This is a genomic window from Paenibacillus sp. NFR01 (assembly GCF_900111565.1).
GTDB lineage: Bacteria > Bacillota > Bacilli > Paenibacillales > Paenibacillaceae > Paenibacillus_AQ.
This window is the reverse complement of the sequence record NZ_FOIK01000013.1, coordinates 1-17,298: the sequence shown is the minus strand read 5'-3', so window position 1 is coordinate 17,298 and position 17,298 is coordinate 1. Positions and strand designations below refer to the sequence as shown.

Genomic DNA, 17,298 nt, shown 5'->3' with positions numbered 1-17,298 from the left:
AAGGATGCTGGTGAAGGGAATTGAACCCCCGGCCTACGCATTACGAGTTTGTTTTATAAGTTTCCACAAGCGCAAGAACCCTTATTCTATGCGGATTTTCATTTACTTTAGTACCCATAGGTTACCGCTAATACACCTAAGCGCGTTTGCAATTTTGTTTGCAGCGAAGGCGGTGATTTCATGAACCTAAACCACATTACACCAGGCCTACGCGTCCGGATCACCGCCGGTCACTGGCGCGGCCGTACCGGCAGCGTCGTCGCCGTCGGAACCTTTCAAGGTGGATCCGAGCGGATCGCTGTCCTGCTCGACATTGACGAGCCCCTGCTGATCCGAGAAATGCCTGAGCACCTAGATCCGGCCCCTGAAGATCCACTACAGCCGGGATGGGCAGAGTTTAACATATAAAATTTAAAGACCTCTGAGCAAAAAGTACCCCATCATTTTAGATGGGGTACCATTACAATTTTCCGTACAGGACAGCAACCTATAGAAGGGCTACCTAAAAAGTAGCTTATGCGCTTTATGTTGGCGCACCGTAAATAGGGATTACACTGTCCTGTACTATATGTATAAACAAAAAAATTGACCTTTATGCAAGGTCATGGTGTGTTCAGCGAAGCCAATGGATCGACTACCACACAGGCAGTTTATGTACTAGGAATTGACACGATCTCAGCGGGCTTACACGCCTTCCACACCTTTATAATACATGCAAAACCCTCAATTTGTAAAGGCGAACATATGATTAAGATTGTCTAAATTGCACAACCTTATTCGATCCAAACAGCTTATAAGGGAAATGTTCCACGTGTTCAATTCTATCTTTAATTAAATTGTAATAATAATCATAACCATATTCGTACTTAGTATTTATGGCGTTGGCGACAAAATCAGCGGCTTGAATTAGAACAGAATTTTGAGATTCAATGTAGTTTACATTTATTTTTACCGGAAAGCCACATTCATAGTTCACTTTAATTTTTATATAGTCTTCAAAAGAGTTTTCCGATCCAACTTTAATACTTCTTTTATCAAGATTAATGGTTAGCTCTTTTAAGTTTCTCCGTTTACAAAGAGGAACTATTAGGAACTTTAACATAAAATTATACAATAAGTTTTCATCATCTAGCAGGTTGGGCTGAACATGTTCCAAGTCAGCAACTATATACTTTATTTGCATATTTTTCGAAGCAATCTTTCGAAGCATATACTCTTTAATTATAGGGTTTGAATCAGATGCCTTAACCTCAGTCCTATGGGTAAACTTAGGAAATTTACTTTTAACTTTAACAATGGATCTATTCATTATATTTTCTAAAGGTTTAAGATTTTCTCCAGCCACACACGCAATAGTAAAGTATCTACCTTGCTTACCTAAATTACCTGATTCGTCAAAATTGAGAATCATTCGATCACCCACTTGATGATTTTCATTATAAAGTCATCTAATAGAACCAATTAGAATTCCTAATCCTAAAGTCTCAGAAAAATACTACCTAAGTATACCATTTTTCAAAAGAATAGGCACTAAAATATCTCCTTTATCTGACATAATTGCTTAAGTTATGAACCAATAAAAAAAACCTGTCAGCCATTACGGCCAGCAGGGGTTTTATCCAATTTCATATTTTCTTTCATTAGTGCGGCAAGCTCGGAATGGTACTGAGTCAGCCGCCGGGACATATCCACCCGGATCGCCTCCCGGGTTAAGCCCATCCTCTCCTGCTGCCCTCGGCAGAATACTTTGTATTGCGGAATGGAATCCTCTTCGGCCTCCGGTGCGATCCGGATGTTGCGCTGCTGCAGATCCCGCCGCAGCTGATACAAGTCAGCCGAAACCCGCTTCTCGATAAAGCGGCCGGCTATGCTATACGCTCGCGAGAGCAGATTACCCGATTGCTCCACGTCCTTGATGGTCTTGCCCAGCATCGTAACTAGGTGCGGCATTATGATCGCGTCACGGACCATAAGCCTCTCCTGATCGGTAAGACTGTGCTGTCCGGATTTGTCCTGCACGGCCTCATATGTATCCGCGAATTCCGGTGTAGTCATTTTCGTCTTCCAACGCTCGTTGCCTTCCAGTTTTGTCATCACTGCGCCTCCGATCTAATCATCCTCCCCTTCAGTATATGCGAACAAATGTTCTTTATACAACAAGAAATAAGCCCCTTTTCAGGGGCAAAGAGATTATGTATGTAGGTTATGCCAGGATCATGCGAAATTCAAACTCACAGCGGAAGTAATGCGCCCCAGCAATCTTAATGCTTGCCGGAGTGTACTTTTCAACTGGTCCGCCATAATCTACGATGCAGCCGGCCAGATCGCCACGGCGTTCAAATATCGTTACGCGCTTTTGGCTCATGGCTGCCGTCAAAAATTCATCATCTGTCTTCAGGACTTTGTATACGCTCATATCGGACTTCCTTTCTATGCTTTTGACTGTACTATAATTTATCTAGATCATATGATGCAATCACATAGTTTGCACCTTGAAAATTACATAATTACTTGGAAGAATCACTTCTTGTTCGCGAAAGTATACGAACAAGAAGTGAACAGTTTTAAGAAAATATTGTAAATATTTAGGGATGGACTAGAATGGGTAATGTATAATCAAAATTTTGTTAGGAAGGAGCTGTCCTTATGGAGGAGAAGAGCAGTATCCAAGAGGTGTTTGAACTAATGGGCTTAGGTAGCAATGAGGAAAGAAAAAAGTACACCTTCGAAGCCCTCCATCAAAATCCAACCGACTCCTGGGAACTAAAACTAACTACAACCGGTAATACATGCAGTATTAGGGAAGGTGCGGGAGTGAATGCCAAGTTGGAAAACAATTTTAAATGAAGTAGATCAAGCAGGAAGTATGTTCGATGTAATAAGACGATCGTACTTAAAAAAACTACATGAATATACCGACAGAAATGTCATCGTCTATTATTCGGGATGGCTGCAAAAGAGTGAGCTTCGAGGATATAATGGATTTTCTTTAAATGATGGGGACAAAAATGGGTTTATGGCTGCTATCCATGAACTTGATAAGAGCAAGGGGCTAGATCTTTTTATTCATACTCCTGGCGGCGATATTGCAGCTACTGAATCACTCGTGGAATACCTTCGTTCCATCTTTGGTACTGATATTCGTGCGATTGTTCCACAAATTGCAATGTCAGCAGGTACGATGATTGCTTGCTCTTGTAAAGAAATAGTTATGGGAAAACACTCAAACCTTGGACCTATCGATCCCCAGATGAGCGGGATTCCTACACACGGAATTATTGAAGAATTTAATCGTGCAAAAGAAGAAATATCAAAGGATCCTTCAACAATTCCGTTATGGCAACCAATTATTGCAAAGTATCATCCAACTTTAATTGGTGAATGTGAGAAAGCAATTGCCTGGTCAACGGAAATTGTAAAACAGTGGCTGGTTACAGCTATGTTTGACGGCGATCCAGAAGCTATTAAAAAGTCAGAGCACATTGTATCTGAACTTGGTGATCACGCCTTAATGAAATCTCATGCTCGGCATATTTCAGGCCAGCGCGCGAAAGAAATAGGGTTAAACATTCAGTTTCTTGAAGATGATCAAGAACTTCAAGAAGCAGTATTGTCTGTGCACCATGCGTGCATCCAAACTCTTACAGCAACACCTGCTAGTAAGATCATTGAAAATCATAATGGTGTGGCCCATATACAAAACGTGAATCCAATTCAGGTACAAATGGGTCCCGGGGCCATGAATTTACTGCCAGGTATAGGCGCAAACTTTCCGGATCTCCCATCCAATTCGGAAATGTAACCTTTGTGTGGGCACTACACATGCTCCAAATGATTGTTGCTTTTCCTGATAACATTTTTATCACCACCTTCCAGTAATTATAAAGTATTTACTGTGTATTCCTTTTTAAACGAAAGAAAGGCCTCATTGTATAATATGAGGCCTTTCTTTATTTATGAGATTGTTCAGTAACTGCTACACCTCTTTAGCAAGAGTACACCCTTTTAGATGCAGTGGCGTCGCTGTTCGGGTGGAAAAAAGTCGGTCTTTGGGCTGCTTCGAGTACCTTCCAAAGTTTTTTACTGATGATCAGCCAGCAGCCCCGCCCGCTCCATGATGACGAGCAGCCGGTAAAAATCATAGCTCCCGCCGCTCGGCGTATTAATCAGTCCCGCAGCCACCGCGGCTTCGACGGCCGTCTTTGCCCAAGACGGAATCTCCGCCAGGCTTGCTTTTCCCTCCAGCGTAACCACACGCCCCGTCAGATCCTTGCTTTGCCCAGCCTGCTGCAGCACCTGATCCTTCAGCACGTCACGGCTTCGCCCAAGTTCTGCTACCGCCGCCTCCAGCGTGTCCAATCTTTTTTTCTCTGCGTCCGTCAGTTCGTCCGCCTCCCCTTCGATTATTGTGAATCGTCCCAAAACTTCAGCCAGCTGCGCAGCCGTCGGCCGTTTTCCTGCACGAAAGTCCGCTGTACTCAGGCCGAAATTCAATTCGAAATGAGGCAGATCCTTAAATGTGCTCCAATCGCCGCCCCACTCCCAGCCGAGACGCTTGGCATCCGCCACCACCTCCGACCAGTCCGCAATTCCGTCGCCATCACCATCCCGCCGCGTATCCCAGCTCACACTGCCATCAGGCAGCAGCAGCGCAAAGTCGATGGCCACGCCAAAATTATGATAACTGTACCCGCCCGGGGCGTTGGTCACGATCTGGCCGGGTGCGGTCCGGCCTTGCGCATAAAGCTTGTCTTGCTCGGCACTGGTCCGCAGCCCCTGGGTGATGATGATCGGCACGCCGTGAGCATACGCAAACTCAATCAGCGCGACGGCTGACTGCCGGACTGCCGGCTCCAGACCAGCTAGCCGGGCTGCAGACTTGGCCTTTACCTGCTCCAAAGTGTACGCCATGGTTACGCCCCTTTCTGGTCGTCGCTGCCGTTGTCTCTGGCATTGTCCGGGTGCTCCGGCTTGGCCGGGTTGTTCTTCGACTTATCCTCGCTGAGCTGCAGTAAGAAGTTTTTAAGTTCCTGAGGCAATGGCACGCCCAGGACGCCAAGATTCTCAACGATGCTCAGGCCTTCGCGCCCGGCGTAAAAGTAAATGGCGGCCGTGCGGAAGATCGGCGAACCCGGCTGAATCCAGTCATCCATGAGTGAACACAGGCCGACAATAAACAACAGCACCGCTTTGCGGATGCCTCCCCAAAACATCACCTCAGAGCTAACCGTCTTCGTCCGTATGGCCCCCAGTACCCCGGTACCGTAATCGCCGACAATCAGCACGATCAGCACCAGCAGCCCCATGTCCCAGCCTCCCAGCAGGCCGGCCAATGTCCCCAGCACTCCCGCCATAGCCGATGCTCCCCCCATTGCTACCTCGCGGCTCCCCGAGCCTACTGCAGCCGTGATAATTGTTGTGACGAGATTTTTGATTTGATTGATCATGCCGCGTCTCCCTTCAATAAAATAGCCCCCGATATCCGGGGGCAAACCGCTATTCAGGCAAAATATACTTGTCAATGGCCCCACCGAAAGCGTGTAGTGCAACCATGTCTTGCTTTATTCCCAAATCTGTCTTACCGGCGTCAATGCCTGACTGAATCATCGCGCCGTAGGTCTCCTCCACTTTTGAAAGTTTCATAGAAAACCAAAAGCTGAATACAACGGCCAGTCCTAATAATTCATTGTCTACTACTTCCCACTGCGAATATATCCATTCAGTTATTGTCATTTTGCACTCACCTTAAAAGTAGTATTTGCCGTGGTATTGTTCGTGATCTGGACGTAAGTCGTACCATCCTGGTTAAATAAAGCGATAGAAGCGTTGGCTGCTGATGCTGACCAGTTAGGTGTACGAACAGCAAAAGGAGATCCTGAATTGCTCTGACACGCGGCAAAGGTACGTCCAGGACCCACGTCAATGATCAGAGAGGACCCATCCGGGATAACGTCGGTAGCCGCAGTGTAAAACGGCGGGAGGTTATTCGCCTTTTTATCGGGCTTAGGCGTTGGAAACCCGTTAAATCCAATCTGCATCAGTAATTCCCCCCGAAGACGGTAACCTGCAGGCCGGCCGCGACCGTCGTGCCGATTGCGATATTAAGCTTATAGTTCGGCGGCAGGTAAGGGATAGGACATGCCGTCTCCGTCGTGTTTTTGGGGATTGTAATGTCAAAGTCCGCGAGTGCTGCCGCCTCGTTCGCGTTTGCCAGGGCGATTGTTGCCTCGTGGACGAGAGAGTTATTTGCCGCGACTGAAGCATCGTTGCCGTTGTTAATAAAAAATCGAAGCGCAGTTGCAACGTTTGCCCCTTTATGGCGTACCTTGATCTGGTCAATCCTTGCACCGTTTGCACCTGCGGTAAAAACTGTAACCATTGTGCCTGTGCCGTCTTTTGCGGTGTTTGCGGTCGTAACCGTTCCCCAGCTCACGACAGGTGTAATCGGAAAAATTGGCGTAGTATTTGCAGGCATTACAAACCACCTCCTAAGTTTCTATACATGTAAATTTTTGATCCCACAGGGTTTGCAGATGTAAGTGCGGCTGCAATTTGGATATCAGCGTATCCTTTTGCCGACGTCTCCGCAGTATTAGCTTTCGTTGTTGCGTCCGTTGCGGCATTTGCCTGAGCTGTATTGGCTTTGGTGGTCGCGTCCGTTGCTGCTGCCGCGATCGCTGCCGCCTGAGCAGCGTCCGCCTTGGACTGTGCGCCGGTCTTGGTCTCGCCAGTGGACCGGACAAACGTGGCATCAGCGCCACTCATTAACCCACTGGCGCCGCCGGTGACGGCAATCGGGATCACGTCCGTGCCCCCGGTGATGTGACTACTGGCGTGCGGTCCTGGCGTCGATTCGCCCGTCGCAGTAAAGGTCAGCTTCCCGGTTGCCGGGTCTGTCGTTATTGTAAGACCTGTTCCTGCGGCAAACATGAGCGTGCCCGTCTCGCTTTGTGCGATGATGTCTCCCTGGCCGGTAACCACAATCTTACTAAAGGCATTTTGGTTGACCTCAGCGCCGGATTGGATGCCGGCCAGTTTGGTGTGCTCCGCCGCCGTCACATGCAGCGTTGTGTCTGCGGCATGCGTGTCCAGTTCCGCCTGCGTGGCAACATCTGCGGCCACCTTTGCGGCTGTAATGCTGCCGTCCGCGATTTGCCCGGTGCCAACCGCCCCGGCTCCGAGTTTGGCGGCGGTGACGGAGCCGTCCGCAAGCTTAATCGTCGTAACAGCAGCGTCGCCGAGCTGCCCGGTACCGACCGCGTTGTCGCCGATCTTGGCCCGGGTCGCTGCTTTGTCAGCTAGTTTGGCCGTTACGACGCTGCCGTCCGGATGGTCCAGCGTGGCGGACGTCTTGTGCGTGGTGATGTCGGCGTCTACCTGCTCAAAGTTCTCGTTGATGCGGTTGTACGTTTCATTGATTGGCTGGTTCCCGGGTAGGTTCTGGTACGCCATCAGTTTCAGCTCCTTTCTGCAGTTCCTGGTCAATCGCTTCCAGGACACCGCGCATTATTGCAGTCCCATTGCCCGGATGATACGGCAGCACGGCTGCGATTACGGCGCAAATTTCCGGCACTGGGTACCGCGGATCAATCTCAATGACGATTTTCGGCGTGACATTGGCCATCAGTTTCTCACCTCTTCAACCCAACACAAAAAGCCCCGCCGGATCCGGCGAGACTCTTGTATGGATGATATGTTATTTTTGCAGTGCCGCGAGTTGGGCGTCCAGGTCAGCGAGCTGCTGCTGTAGTCCGGCCAGATCGGCCTTGCGCTGTTCGTATTCTTTGGTGCGGTCAGCAAGCCACGCCTGAGCTTTTTGTTCGTATTCTGTACCTTTGTAGTTGTCGTATCGCTGTTGAGCTTCTGGCAAGTAGGTGTTTTCGTAGAGTTTCACCCCGCCTTGGGCTTCTTTTATCTTACTTTCAATTGCGGTACGCTGTACTATTAATTCATCATACAACCCGCTAGAAAGCACCTCTGCTCCCATAATAATTTTCTTCCCCTCGATGGATAATGTAGCTCCAGTAGCCTCGGCGACAGCACGAACTGGGGCATAGGCAGTACCGTTAATAACAACAGCATCAGCAACTTTTACCCCTGCCTTTTCAACAGAAAACAAGCCTTGAACCTTTTTGCCGATCAAAGATGTACCATCAGCAAAAGCAGAAACTCCGCTAAACAACAACGCGCCGACGATAAGGCCAGATATAAACTTTTTCAAATCAACCGCTCCTTTGGTAAAGTTTTCTACCTGTATTATCGTCATATTTTGATAAAAGTTTCAATATGTCACGTTGGAATGTTCACTTGAGCAAGAAGGTTTCCGCCTTTACTCCATAGTTTTAGATTTCGGCTTGTTGAATCAAAAGTCATGTTTATTGCGAGCGAGTTTAGTTCAGCCGCAATATTAGCCCCGGTTTCCTCGCTTTTTAAGTCGGACCAACGTGTAACATAAGTTCCATTGTAACCGCGAAGATAGATATTCATAGATTCCATCTTAATATTCTGATCTCCATATAAATACAGACCATCATTACCGGAAATCCGCGATACTTGGCTCCCATTGGTGAAGGAAAACCCCACGCTGGCTGTGGGATATCCAGTTACCGTCATTTCCACGCGATTCGTTGCCGATGCTGCCACAGTAAAAGTCTTGTTATCGCTCCGCATGGCCGCATATGGGAAGATGCCCGGCTCCGACGTTTGGATGAGAGCACCCGTTACATTACCGCCCAATATTGTAGACGCTGAAATCTGTCCGGAGAATGATCCGCTCGCCGCCAGCAGCGCCCCGGAGAACGTCCCCGTGGCTGCCTGAAGGGCGCCGGTAAAGGTACCTGTCGCGGCGACAAGCGCTCCCGAAAAGGTCCCGCTCGCAGCCTCCAAAGCTCCGGTGAATTTCAGCTTGTTAGCCTGGGCGTCGAAGTAGAGAGACGATTGCCCATTAACCCGCCAGTCCATCACATCCGAATTGAGCGTCAAGTCGCTCTTGCCATCGTCGCGCTGAATCTTCACTCCGTAGTCCGGCGCCACACTGAAACCGAAATAATTGCGCCCCTGCTTGACCGCGGTCTTATTGATGTTGTTGATCTGCTCGACCATTGTTCCGCGGGGCTTGAATTCGCTCTGCTGATCAGACTTAGCCGGGGCCTGAACCTGCATCCGCAGGCCGCCTTTAAAGCCGAAGGTCTGCCGCAGGATTATCGTCGTATAACGCCGGATGCCGTCCCATGGCAGATCCGTATCCGCCCAATCTGTGATTGCCCGCTCCCACGTCACGCCCTGGAACTGTTCATAGCCTACAACGTCTCCCTGATCCAGCTGCGGGAAACCCCGAGCGTCCATTTCCATCGGCTGATAGCTGAAGCCGTTCAGCGCGGCCTGCAGGGCGTTTGTGATCGCCTGCGTGGCGAACGGGTTGATTACCTGCAATGTATTGGCATCGGCGCCGCTGCCGGCCTCGTAGGTCAGTCCGTCCTCCGTATTGTAGGTGACGACCACGCGGGTATACGTTTTCCGAGGATTGGTCTGCTTCGCCCGGATGTAATCGGCCTGACGGTAATTGAATACCGGGGCCTCTTCCGGCGAGAAGAGCTTAAAGCGCAGCAGCCCATCTTTACCCATGAATGCGCTGGCCGCATTGCTGCCGGCAATATACCCGATGACCTGCCGCATCGTGTAGCCCGTCGGCGCTGCCTGGAGTGTATATGCCGGATTGATAACCACGCTGCCGTCATACTCGATATCCAGCAACCCGCAGATTTCATCAAAAACGGCGCGCTGGGTCGCCGGGTAGGTCAACGTGGAGATGTATTCGGCATCACCGGTAATCAGCTTGTCGTAACAGGTGAACCGGTAGACATCGCCGTTTTTCTCTCGGGTGTCGACGTAAAACTCGCCGAGCGGCAGCCAGTGCGTCGAACCACCGAGCCATGAAACATCCGCATCTTCCCAATCATAAACCGCCTGTTCCCAGGTCATTCCCGCCATCGACAGCGCAAGGTATGGGCGGATCCGTGCGTTCTCCGGCACGGTATCCAACAGCCGCAGAGAAATAGTCAGCTTGCTCGGGATCGCGGTCCCGATCTCAAACTCTTCGCCCGATGCCAAGCTGTTCTCTACAGTGAATTCCGCAATATTGGACGCGGTATACTCCTGATCATTTACCGTGACCCGTACAGTAAATTCACGATCGTACCGCTTTAGGTAATCCTCAAAAATAGGTGATATTGGATACATGGCTAATACTCCGTCAGGGTAACTCTCAGGCCGGACCACAGGATAGTGCCAGCCTTTGCCAGAGCTACTGCAGGCGTGCGCTTGCCTGCGTAAAACGTTCGAGTCGAATATTTGCCATCCTGCGGGTCAGGGTAGGTCAGGGTAAACGACGCGGCAGACATCTGCTTGAGCAATGCAGATATCTCGGGCCAAGTCAGCAGTCCCCACGACATATCAATCTGCCGCTTTACGGCCAGCCGGTCCCGGGTGAGTGTTCCATCCGACATCCGGCCCGTCGTTTCGGCGTCGATATCATCAATGCCGGGCGAGAGCGTCGCGGGAGACGCGGCGATCGGCACGCCGTTAATCAGTATTGGGTCCACGCTCAATCCTCCTTATAGCTCAAGCAGCGTCTGCCCGGCTTGACGATGATAGTTATTCAGTGACTTGATGACAACCTGCGCCAGCGTCGTTTCGCCAACTTGCAGTACGGTCTGACCTTGACGTTGCAGGGCTTCAAGGATCTGCAGCAGCACGGTAACGACTTCCGTGTTGTCGCTGCCGAGCATGCCCTGCAGCTTGGACAATGGGGCGACGACTTCCGGATCCGCTGCGGCGCCGCGGTTATCCCCGACCATGGCCAGTGTCGGCCCGTATGCCAAGCCGCCTTTAGCAAGGTGCGGGATATGCGATATGTTGAGTCCAAACGATTTCCCGCCCATCCAATCCGGCATGTCGATTTTCAGACTGTTAAGCCCGTCGATCATGGTATTGATTGCGTCAATGATCAGATCAAGCGGCGTTTTTACAATTCCATATAAAGCATCAAACACGCCTTTGAAGACCATCTTTACGCCTTCCCAGGCCTTTCCCCAATCCCCTGTGAAAACGCCGGTAATAAACCGTAGGATGCCGGTCAGCGTCGTTTTCAGCCCTTCAATAACCGTCTTAATGCCATCGAACACCGTTTCAAATGCTGGTTTCAGTGCGCTCCATAACATATCAATTAACGGCAGAAGAACTTGCTTCCACAGCTCCGTAACGATATCAATAACCTTACGGATAATCGGTAGCACGGTAATGGTCATAATGTCGTAAAACGCTTTCCAAGCTTCGGCGAGGACGCCGCCAACAGCATCTGCAAGCGGCAGGATGACATACTTCCAAAGCATGGAGAGGACATCGGCAAGAATCGAAAATACCGGTTTCAGTACCGTGCCAATGAAATTTGCCAGTGGAACCAGTACCTGCTGCCAAAGCTGCTTAAATAAGCTCAGCAGTTGCGGGAGAAGCGTTTGGAGGAAAAAGGTTATGGCCGGTTGCAGGATATCTGTCCACGAGTCCGTCAGCACACCACCCACAAAATCCGCGAGCGGTTGTAATGCATCCTTCCATGTGACACCCAGCTGCTGAATCTCCTCGCGAAACGTCGCGCTCTCCTTGTACAGATCAATGAAGGCATATATCAACACCCCGGCCAAAGCAATTATCGCGCCAATAGGACTTAACAAGGCGGAAATGGCGCCTGTCAGAGCGTCGACGATGCCGGTAAACAACGCACTGGAAGTGATCATCTCTCCCAGGCCGGAGACAAACGGACCTACCCAAGCAATGAATTCTGCAAATTTGAAGGCAGCAAAGAACGCACCAATGATCAAGACGCCCTGTGTGAGCGTGCCTTGGTTCCCATTGATCCAGGAGGACAGCCCATTAAGTGCGCCGGCCAACCCCAGCAGTCCGTTCACAACTGTGTCACCGGTCCAGCTTGCCAGTGGTAACAGGAAGTTATCCCATAGCCACCCCGCCGCCGGCATGAACGCCTGGATGACGCTGTCCAGCACTCGCAGCGCTCCGGCCAGCACATCCAAAAACGCCGGGAGCGCCTTTTCTACTGTCCATTTGCTGAGTGGAAACAGGACATTCTTCAGAAACCATTGCAGCCCCTGCCCTGCCATCTTGCCAAAAGGCTTGAGCGCGTCCCACAGACCATCTAACGACTTGCGCAACGGGTCCAGGCTGATACCGCCGACGCCCGCAAACATGGCCTTGATGTCGTTCACGAATGTTGCTACCTGCGCCTTTATGGGATCTGTATCGATGGTAGCTGTTCCGAGGCTAAAGTCTCCCAGTCCGCCGCCCAGACCTGCTGCAAGTCCAGCAGCTCCTGCTGCAGCGTCAGCCGCTGAGTCCGCCGTCGCCTTGGTCAGGATGTTGAGCTGATCAAAACCGGCAAGACCGTTCTTAATGTCCTTTCCGGCCTTCTTGGTGTCCTTCCCGGCGTCCGCTGTAGCGTCGCCTAAGTCGCCCATAGAGCCCGCGGTGTCACTTGCCACCGACCCCATGCCGCCGATGGCTGCGGCCGTGCTGCTAGCCGCCGAGGACGTGCCTGCTGCTGAGCCGAAGATCAACTCTGTGAAGGCCCGGAAATACTCAGCTGCCACTTGCAGGCGGCCAATGATGCCATTGAGCGCGCGCACGACCGGGGCCAAGATGTTGATAAACCCGGCACCCATCGTACCCTGGAAGATCTTCCACTGCTCCGTCAGTACACGCGTCTGATTGGCCCAGCTATTGGAGGTCCGTGCAAAGTCGCCCTGCGCATCTGCGGTAACCTTCATCAGGTAACCATAGCGCAGCATGGTTTGCTCCGCTTGGGTCATCTCCGTCCATGACTTGTGGATGCCTTGAGACATGGCGTAGGCTTGCATGTTGACCACGCTCATATTGATACCGAGCTGCTTCAATGGTTCTGTCTCACCGGTCAGCCCCGAGAACACCTTGTAAAAGGCTTCATCGCCGTTCAAGTTGTAGAATGACGATATATCCGCGGCGAGCTGCGTCAGGTTGAGCGACATGTCCCGGATCGCTGTGCCAGTAAGACCGGACGATTTGAGCATGGCGCCCATGGTGGAGGCGTAACGCTTCGCGGACAACTCGCTAAGGCCAAAGGATTCGATGAGATCCTTTGACCAGGCATCCACCTGGCCGGCCATAGCCCCAAACGTCACATCAACGACGTTCTGGACCTCCTGCAGGTCGGATGCAAGTCCGATCGCCTCGCGACCAAAGTCAACAAGCCCCTTAACAGCAAAGGCCCCGGCGATAATCCCACCGAGACCTTTAAATGCTTTTCCCACTAATCCGGAGGCAGTGCCAGCGATGCCGGATAATTGGCGCTGAAAATCTCCGTAATTTAACTCCAGATCCAAATCTACACTACCTACGTTAGTCCCGAACATCAGCTACCACCTCCAAACATGCGTGCAAAGGCCGCCTCCATGCTCTTCATTTGCTTATCCAGCGCTTCGGTATCCTGCAGCTTCTCCTGTGCCTGACGGTTCCGCCAGGCATTATATATGCGCCGCTGGTCCCGGCTAAAATTCTTGATGACTTTCCGATCCGGCTCCGCCCGAATTGCGACAATGCTGCCGAGCGGTGTGTCCGGCATCAATCCGCTGACGAGCGTGCAAAATTCTTCCCAGGGCATATCTCCAAGCTGCCGGATGCGGATACCATACTGCTTCGCCAGACTGGCCTCAATCAGCGGCCAATCTTCCCGGAGGTCATACCACGGCGGTTCAGCCCTGAAATCGGGCAGACGCGTCCTCGTAGGTAGTATTTTGCAAGGCAGCGGACAAACCTGTCAGCAGGATTTTCATGTTGGTGAGGCTCATTTGCTTCACGCCGATTTCAGCCACTGCATCTGCTCCCAGCACTGCCTCCAACGCTGAAACAAGCGAGCTGACACGGCCGCCGTCGGCGACTGCATCTTCAATCAGCATCGCGGTTTCAACCGAAGCATCGAATTCGTATACCTTCTCTCCGATTTCGATGCCGGCTTTTTCGTCCTTCGCGAATTTATTGGACAGTTTCACTACTTTTGCCATTAGCTTTAGCTCCTCTCAAATTAAGGCGACACGGGCGCCGGGGTAAATGTGGGTTTGCCGTCACTCAGCAGCTCGAATTCCAGCCCGTCGATACCGGTACTGTCACCGCCGCCTGGTGTGGTCAGGTTGATTACGCAGTTCATCGTGAGCTTGGCGCCGCTAGGCAATGTCCACTCAAACTTCGATTCCGCGTCCTGGCCGGTTGCTAGCATCAGCCCCGCGACGTAATCGTTACCCGGATCACCATAGTTCCGCTTGCCGGAAAAACTGAAGGAGAGCGACTTCCCGGTAACGGCCCTGCGAGCCCATCCCGCCTGATCCATGGCATACCATTCTTCGGTATTGCCGTCGATCGCTGGCGCGAAGTTCTCCAAATCCTTAATTGCAACCATGTCCTCAGCATCAGATCCCCGGCCGTTGATGCCGATCTTGAAAATATTGTTATGAACCGGGAATACGCCTGTTCCTGCCATGCTTATCCCTACCTTTCGTAATAGATCGTGACCTCGATCACGTATTCGTAATAGCCCTCGTCGTCCGTCCCAACACTGACCGGTTCCGGCGTCCTCAGCTGGAAGCTTATCACCCGCTTGCCGGCAATTACCGCGGACTGGCCAAAGAGTGCGGCATAGACCTCTTGTGCCTTCCGCTCCGCGGTGTCACTGTTCTTGCTCCAATGGATGAGAATGGACACCGCTTTGACGGCGTAGCTGGTCTGCTGCAGCCCGCCCAGGGCGATCACAGGAGCATGCCCTGGGCGGGCGTAGACACCGATACATTCCGGCTTCTTGCCGTCCAGCTTGCCGACATACCAGGCTGGACAGGCCACCTGAGTCTTCAACCAGTCCCGAACTTCCGCCAGCGTCATCATCGGATCAGCCCCCGATTCAGCCGGCGGTACAGTTCGCGGAACGTCTTCGGCGCGAACGACTCTCGATCACCGTCGATCCAAGGATCAAGCCATTCACCTTGTGCCTCCCGGTTTTTATCCTGACGAAAGTCGAATTCTGGATGCCAGTAAAGCCGGCGAGCATACGGCGTATCATAGACCAGCTTCACCAGTCCCTTCGATGCCCGGCTATCATCCACATGGCCGCTGCGTTCCAGCTCCCCGGTCTGCTTCGGGACGACTCCGGCAGCCATAACGTCCGTCTTGACTGCCTCGGCCGTCAGCACGAGCGCGCGGATCTGCGTCGCAGAGAGCTGCCGGAGCGCGCTGCGGTTCATTGTCACTCTTGCCCTGACCATTTACATCAGCTCCAATTCCGTGCTAAAGACACTGCCGTCCGGATTCTTCGGCCGCTCCGAGCGGAATATGGTCCGCTCGACGCCGCCGACGCGAACAAGCCCCTCGATTTGTTGACCGGGGGCTATATCGCCTTCGATGATGACTTTGCCGGACAAGCGTACCAGGCGGCGCTCCGCATCCATGACCTGCTTGGATTTCTCGTCATAGTTGGCCGGACCAGCATACAGCGGCGTCTCGACCGGCTCGCCGTCCTCTGACAACTCCGTACTGACCACCTGCACGGTCGCGTTATTGATCCAGCGGGGATAGGGCAGTTTACCGCGCATCAGCATAACCTCCTGGACGTCAGCCCCGTCGATGCTAGCAAACTGGTTACGCTCTGTGACGTCTGGATGCCTCCGGCGCCGGACACCCCCTGGAAAGATACCGACACGCTGCCGGCCGAATAGCCGGACAGCGGACTGTCGATGTAATCCCCATAGGAATAAAAAAAGTCCGCCTGCTGGCAGACAGCCTTTTTAACCCTTAACGCCTGGAACGGTGTCAGCGCCTCCGTGCCGCCCGCGGCGATCCGGTTATAAGTCAGCGTATCAATCTGATCACTGGCCCGCTCCAGCGCTGCAGGTAGCTCGTCAGGCGGTATCTGGCCACTACCGTAAAGCTCATAATCTGCTACGGTCGCGTAGGCCATGCGATCACCTACTTTTCCGCTTTGGACGGCTTCTTGGCGTCGGCGTCAGCAACCTTCGGGGCTGCGTCGCCTGCATCCGGAGCCTTTCCGACTGGTTCGGTTGCATCCGCTTCGACTTTCGGCGTTTCCGGCTCCGTTTCGACGGTATACCCGGAGCGCTCAAACCATTTCAGACGCTCCGGATCATCGCATTCGCCTACTCCGTTCGCGAAGGCCACCCCGGCAGATATGCCGGTATATTGTGTATTGGGTGCGAAAATCTTTGCCATTGTCGTTCCCTCCTAGGATACTTTGATCTTCCGCAGCACGCCGGCAGCCTTTGTAGCCTTCAACGCGACGGCACCAACCATTTCGACCTCGCCTTTCTTCACAGCGCCTGCCGTCGTGTAATCAGGCAGCCATTGGCGCACAGGCGGCTGTCCGGCCATGCTGACGCCGTGGAAACCATCAAGGCCGAAGCGAACCGCATACAGGCTCGTTAAGCCGGCATCAGCTCCGGTAAGGATAGGCACAACCGGATCATTGGTGCCGGATTTTGCGCCCAGGTCAACGAGCGGCGTAACGCCGTACTTTTCAACCTGCTGGCCGAATTCATTCAGGCTTGTGTTGTACATGCCCGCCCGACGTGCGCAAGCGCGGATCTTGGCAATCAGTTTGAGATTACCCATGATTGCGGTCGGAGCGCCGTCCAGCCCCATCAAGAACTCATCCAGCACGTCAAGGAACGCTTTATAGTTGCTGTCAACAGCGGCGGAAGTGGAGAGGTCGATCGCTGCCGTAGGAATCAGCTCTGTGCTGGAGCCGGTCAGTGCCTTCTCCAAACCGTCAAACGCTGTTGCATTTACGGCACTGTCACCGTTAATAACCGTATCGTTAAACAGCGCCTGCGCGGACTTGATTTTTTGCTGCATTTGAAACGTGACTTCGTTAATAATTCCGCCCATACCAGCAATGATGCGGTCAATTTCGAAGGCGCCGCCGAAAACCTTCAAATCGACGCTCTGCTTGACTTTGGTTGCTTCCTGCGGCGTGTATTCGCTATTAATCGCACGGAATGCCGCCGTTGCTTGCGTCAGCGCGCGGAGATAGCCATAGGTCATGGTCGCCCCGCCGCCTACCGGTGTCACAACGTCGTCGAAGGTCAGATTGTCCAGAATGAAGTTGTTCTTCCGGAACTCATCGATAACCATCTGCGACAGTGCATCCGGTGCCTGAAGTTTTGCTTGTGCCAATGTTACTGCCATTGATAAACA

Annotated in this window: 26 protein-coding genes; 2 read left to right on the top strand and 24 right to left on the bottom strand. The window is 52.1% G+C overall.

Annotation, left to right across the window (positions count from 1 at the left end):
- Positions 1-207: 207 nt before the first annotated feature.
- The 4 genes from BMW84_RS24900 to BMW84_RS24350 all read right to left on the bottom strand — a co-directional run bounded on the left by BMW84_RS24900 (position 208) and on the right by BMW84_RS24350 (position 2,416).
- A complete protein-coding gene (locus BMW84_RS24900) occupies positions 208-351 on the bottom strand; it encodes a hypothetical protein (RefSeq protein ID WP_175499044.1) in 144 nt (47 codons plus the stop codon).
- A 397-nt stretch (positions 352-748) separates the two neighbouring features.
- On the bottom strand, positions 749-1,411 hold the full coding sequence (locus BMW84_RS24360; RefSeq protein WP_254773138.1) for a DUF3800 domain-containing protein: 663 nt from the start codon (positions 1,409-1,411) through the stop codon (positions 749-751).
- A gap of 179 nt (positions 1,412-1,590) precedes the next feature.
- Positions 1,591-2,094: a YhjD family protein gene (locus BMW84_RS24355; RefSeq protein ID WP_091073073.1), complete on the bottom strand. Its 504-nt coding sequence runs from the start codon at positions 2,092-2,094 to the stop codon at positions 1,591-1,593.
- Between the two features lie 109 nt (positions 2,095-2,203).
- Entirely contained in the window at positions 2,204-2,416 is a 213-nt protein-coding gene (locus BMW84_RS24350) for a hypothetical protein (protein WP_091073072.1), read from the bottom strand.
- Positions 2,417-2,646: 230 nt separating this feature from the next.
- Between BMW84_RS24350 and BMW84_RS24345 the strand changes: the two genes are divergently transcribed.
- Together BMW84_RS24345 and BMW84_RS24340 are read left to right on the top strand one after the other, a co-directional pair.
- Positions 2,647-2,847 carry a hypothetical protein gene (locus BMW84_RS24345; RefSeq protein WP_091073070.1) on the top strand — a complete coding sequence of 67 codons (201 nt, stop codon included), beginning with the start codon at positions 2,647-2,649 and terminating at the stop codon, positions 2,845-2,847.
- Positions 2,819-3,802, top strand: a complete 984-nt coding sequence (locus BMW84_RS24340) for an SDH family Clp fold serine proteinase (protein WP_091073068.1) — start codon at positions 2,819-2,821, stop codon at positions 3,800-3,802. Before BMW84_RS24345 ends, BMW84_RS24340 begins: the two co-directional genes overlap by 29 nt.
- A 278-nt stretch (positions 3,803-4,080) precedes the next feature.
- Here the strand turns inward: BMW84_RS24340 and BMW84_RS24335 are convergent, their stop codons facing one another.
- From BMW84_RS24335 to BMW84_RS24240, 20 genes are all read right to left on the bottom strand, one after another.
- Entirely contained in the window at positions 4,081-4,911 is an 831-nt protein-coding gene (locus tag BMW84_RS24335) for a M15 family metallopeptidase (protein WP_091073066.1), read from the bottom strand.
- 2 nt (positions 4,912-4,913) lie between these two features.
- On the bottom strand, positions 4,914-5,447 hold the full coding sequence (locus BMW84_RS24330) for a phage holin family protein (protein WP_175499042.1): 534 nt from the start codon (positions 5,445-5,447) through the stop codon (positions 4,914-4,916).
- 49 nt (positions 5,448-5,496) lie between these two features.
- Positions 5,497-5,733 carry a hypothetical protein gene (locus tag BMW84_RS24325; RefSeq protein WP_091073065.1) on the bottom strand — a complete coding sequence of 79 codons (237 nt, stop codon included), beginning with the start codon at positions 5,731-5,733 and terminating at the stop codon, positions 5,497-5,499.
- Positions 5,730-6,038 (bottom strand): hypothetical protein, encoded by a 309-nt coding sequence (locus BMW84_RS24320; protein ID WP_091073064.1) that lies wholly within the window; start codon positions 6,036-6,038, stop codon positions 5,730-5,732. Before BMW84_RS24320 ends, BMW84_RS24325 begins: the two co-directional genes overlap by 4 nt.
- The gene (locus BMW84_RS24315) at positions 6,038-6,475 is read right to left on the bottom strand and encodes a hypothetical protein (protein WP_091073063.1); all 438 of its coding nucleotides are present in this window, start codon (positions 6,473-6,475) and stop codon (positions 6,038-6,040) included. The genes BMW84_RS24320 and BMW84_RS24315 overlap by 1 nt, the downstream gene beginning before the upstream one ends.
- The gene (locus BMW84_RS24310; RefSeq protein WP_091073061.1) at positions 6,475-7,452 is read right to left on the bottom strand and encodes a hypothetical protein; all 978 of its coding nucleotides are present in this window, start codon (positions 7,450-7,452) and stop codon (positions 6,475-6,477) included. The genes BMW84_RS24315 and BMW84_RS24310 overlap by 1 nt, the downstream gene beginning before the upstream one ends.
- Positions 7,412-7,624, bottom strand: coding sequence for a hypothetical protein (locus BMW84_RS24305; protein WP_091073060.1), 213 nt, complete (start codon positions 7,622-7,624; stop codon positions 7,412-7,414). The genes BMW84_RS24310 and BMW84_RS24305 overlap by 41 nt, the downstream gene beginning before the upstream one ends.
- A 72-nt stretch (positions 7,625-7,696) precedes the next feature.
- Complete coding sequence (locus BMW84_RS24300) at positions 7,697-8,221, bottom strand: hypothetical protein (RefSeq protein ID WP_091073059.1); 525 nt, start codon at positions 8,219-8,221, stop codon at positions 7,697-7,699.
- 68 nt (positions 8,222-8,289) lie between these two features.
- Complete coding sequence (locus BMW84_RS24295) at positions 8,290-10,239, bottom strand: hypothetical protein (RefSeq protein WP_091073057.1); 1,950 nt, start codon at positions 10,237-10,239, stop codon at positions 8,290-8,292.
- A 2-nt stretch (positions 10,240-10,241) separates the two neighbouring features.
- Positions 10,242-10,601 carry a DUF6711 family protein gene (locus BMW84_RS24290; RefSeq protein WP_175499040.1) on the bottom strand — a complete coding sequence of 120 codons (360 nt, stop codon included), beginning with the start codon at positions 10,599-10,601 and terminating at the stop codon, positions 10,242-10,244.
- 12 nt (positions 10,602-10,613) lie between these two features.
- Positions 10,614-13,427, bottom strand: coding sequence for a phage tail family protein (locus BMW84_RS24285; protein WP_175499038.1), 2,814 nt, complete (start codon positions 13,425-13,427; stop codon positions 10,614-10,616).
- Positions 13,428-13,456: 29 nt separating this feature from the next.
- Entirely contained in the window at positions 13,457-13,816 is a 360-nt protein-coding gene (locus BMW84_RS24280; protein ID WP_302848116.1) for a Gp15 family bacteriophage protein, read from the bottom strand.
- Positions 13,797-14,105: a hypothetical protein gene (locus BMW84_RS24275; RefSeq protein WP_091073051.1), complete on the bottom strand. Its 309-nt coding sequence runs from the start codon at positions 14,103-14,105 to the stop codon at positions 13,797-13,799. The genes BMW84_RS24280 and BMW84_RS24275 overlap by 20 nt, the downstream gene beginning before the upstream one ends.
- A 20-nt stretch (positions 14,106-14,125) precedes the next feature.
- On the bottom strand, positions 14,126-14,578 hold the full coding sequence (locus tag BMW84_RS24270) for a phage tail tube protein (RefSeq protein ID WP_091073049.1): 453 nt from the start codon (positions 14,576-14,578) through the stop codon (positions 14,126-14,128).
- Between the two features lie 8 nt (positions 14,579-14,586).
- Complete coding sequence (locus tag BMW84_RS24265; RefSeq protein ID WP_254773137.1) at positions 14,587-14,976, bottom strand: minor capsid protein; 390 nt, start codon at positions 14,974-14,976, stop codon at positions 14,587-14,589.
- Positions 14,973-15,353: a hypothetical protein gene (locus tag BMW84_RS24260; protein WP_091073047.1), complete on the bottom strand. Its 381-nt coding sequence runs from the start codon at positions 15,351-15,353 to the stop codon at positions 14,973-14,975. Before BMW84_RS24260 ends, BMW84_RS24265 begins: the two co-directional genes overlap by 4 nt.
- Entirely contained in the window at positions 15,354-15,680 is a 327-nt protein-coding gene (locus tag BMW84_RS24255; RefSeq protein WP_091073045.1) for a hypothetical protein, read from the bottom strand.
- A complete protein-coding gene (locus BMW84_RS24250) occupies positions 15,680-16,045 on the bottom strand; it encodes a head-tail connector protein (protein ID WP_091073044.1) in 366 nt (121 codons plus the stop codon). The genes BMW84_RS24255 and BMW84_RS24250 overlap by 1 nt, the downstream gene beginning before the upstream one ends.
- Positions 16,046-16,053: 8 nt before the next feature.
- Positions 16,054-16,314: a hypothetical protein gene (locus tag BMW84_RS24245; RefSeq protein ID WP_091073042.1), complete on the bottom strand. Its 261-nt coding sequence runs from the start codon at positions 16,312-16,314 to the stop codon at positions 16,054-16,056.
- A 12-nt stretch (positions 16,315-16,326) separates the two neighbouring features.
- Positions 16,327-17,298: major capsid protein (locus BMW84_RS24240; protein ID WP_254773136.1), on the bottom strand; the 972-nt coding region annotated here is incomplete at its 5' end.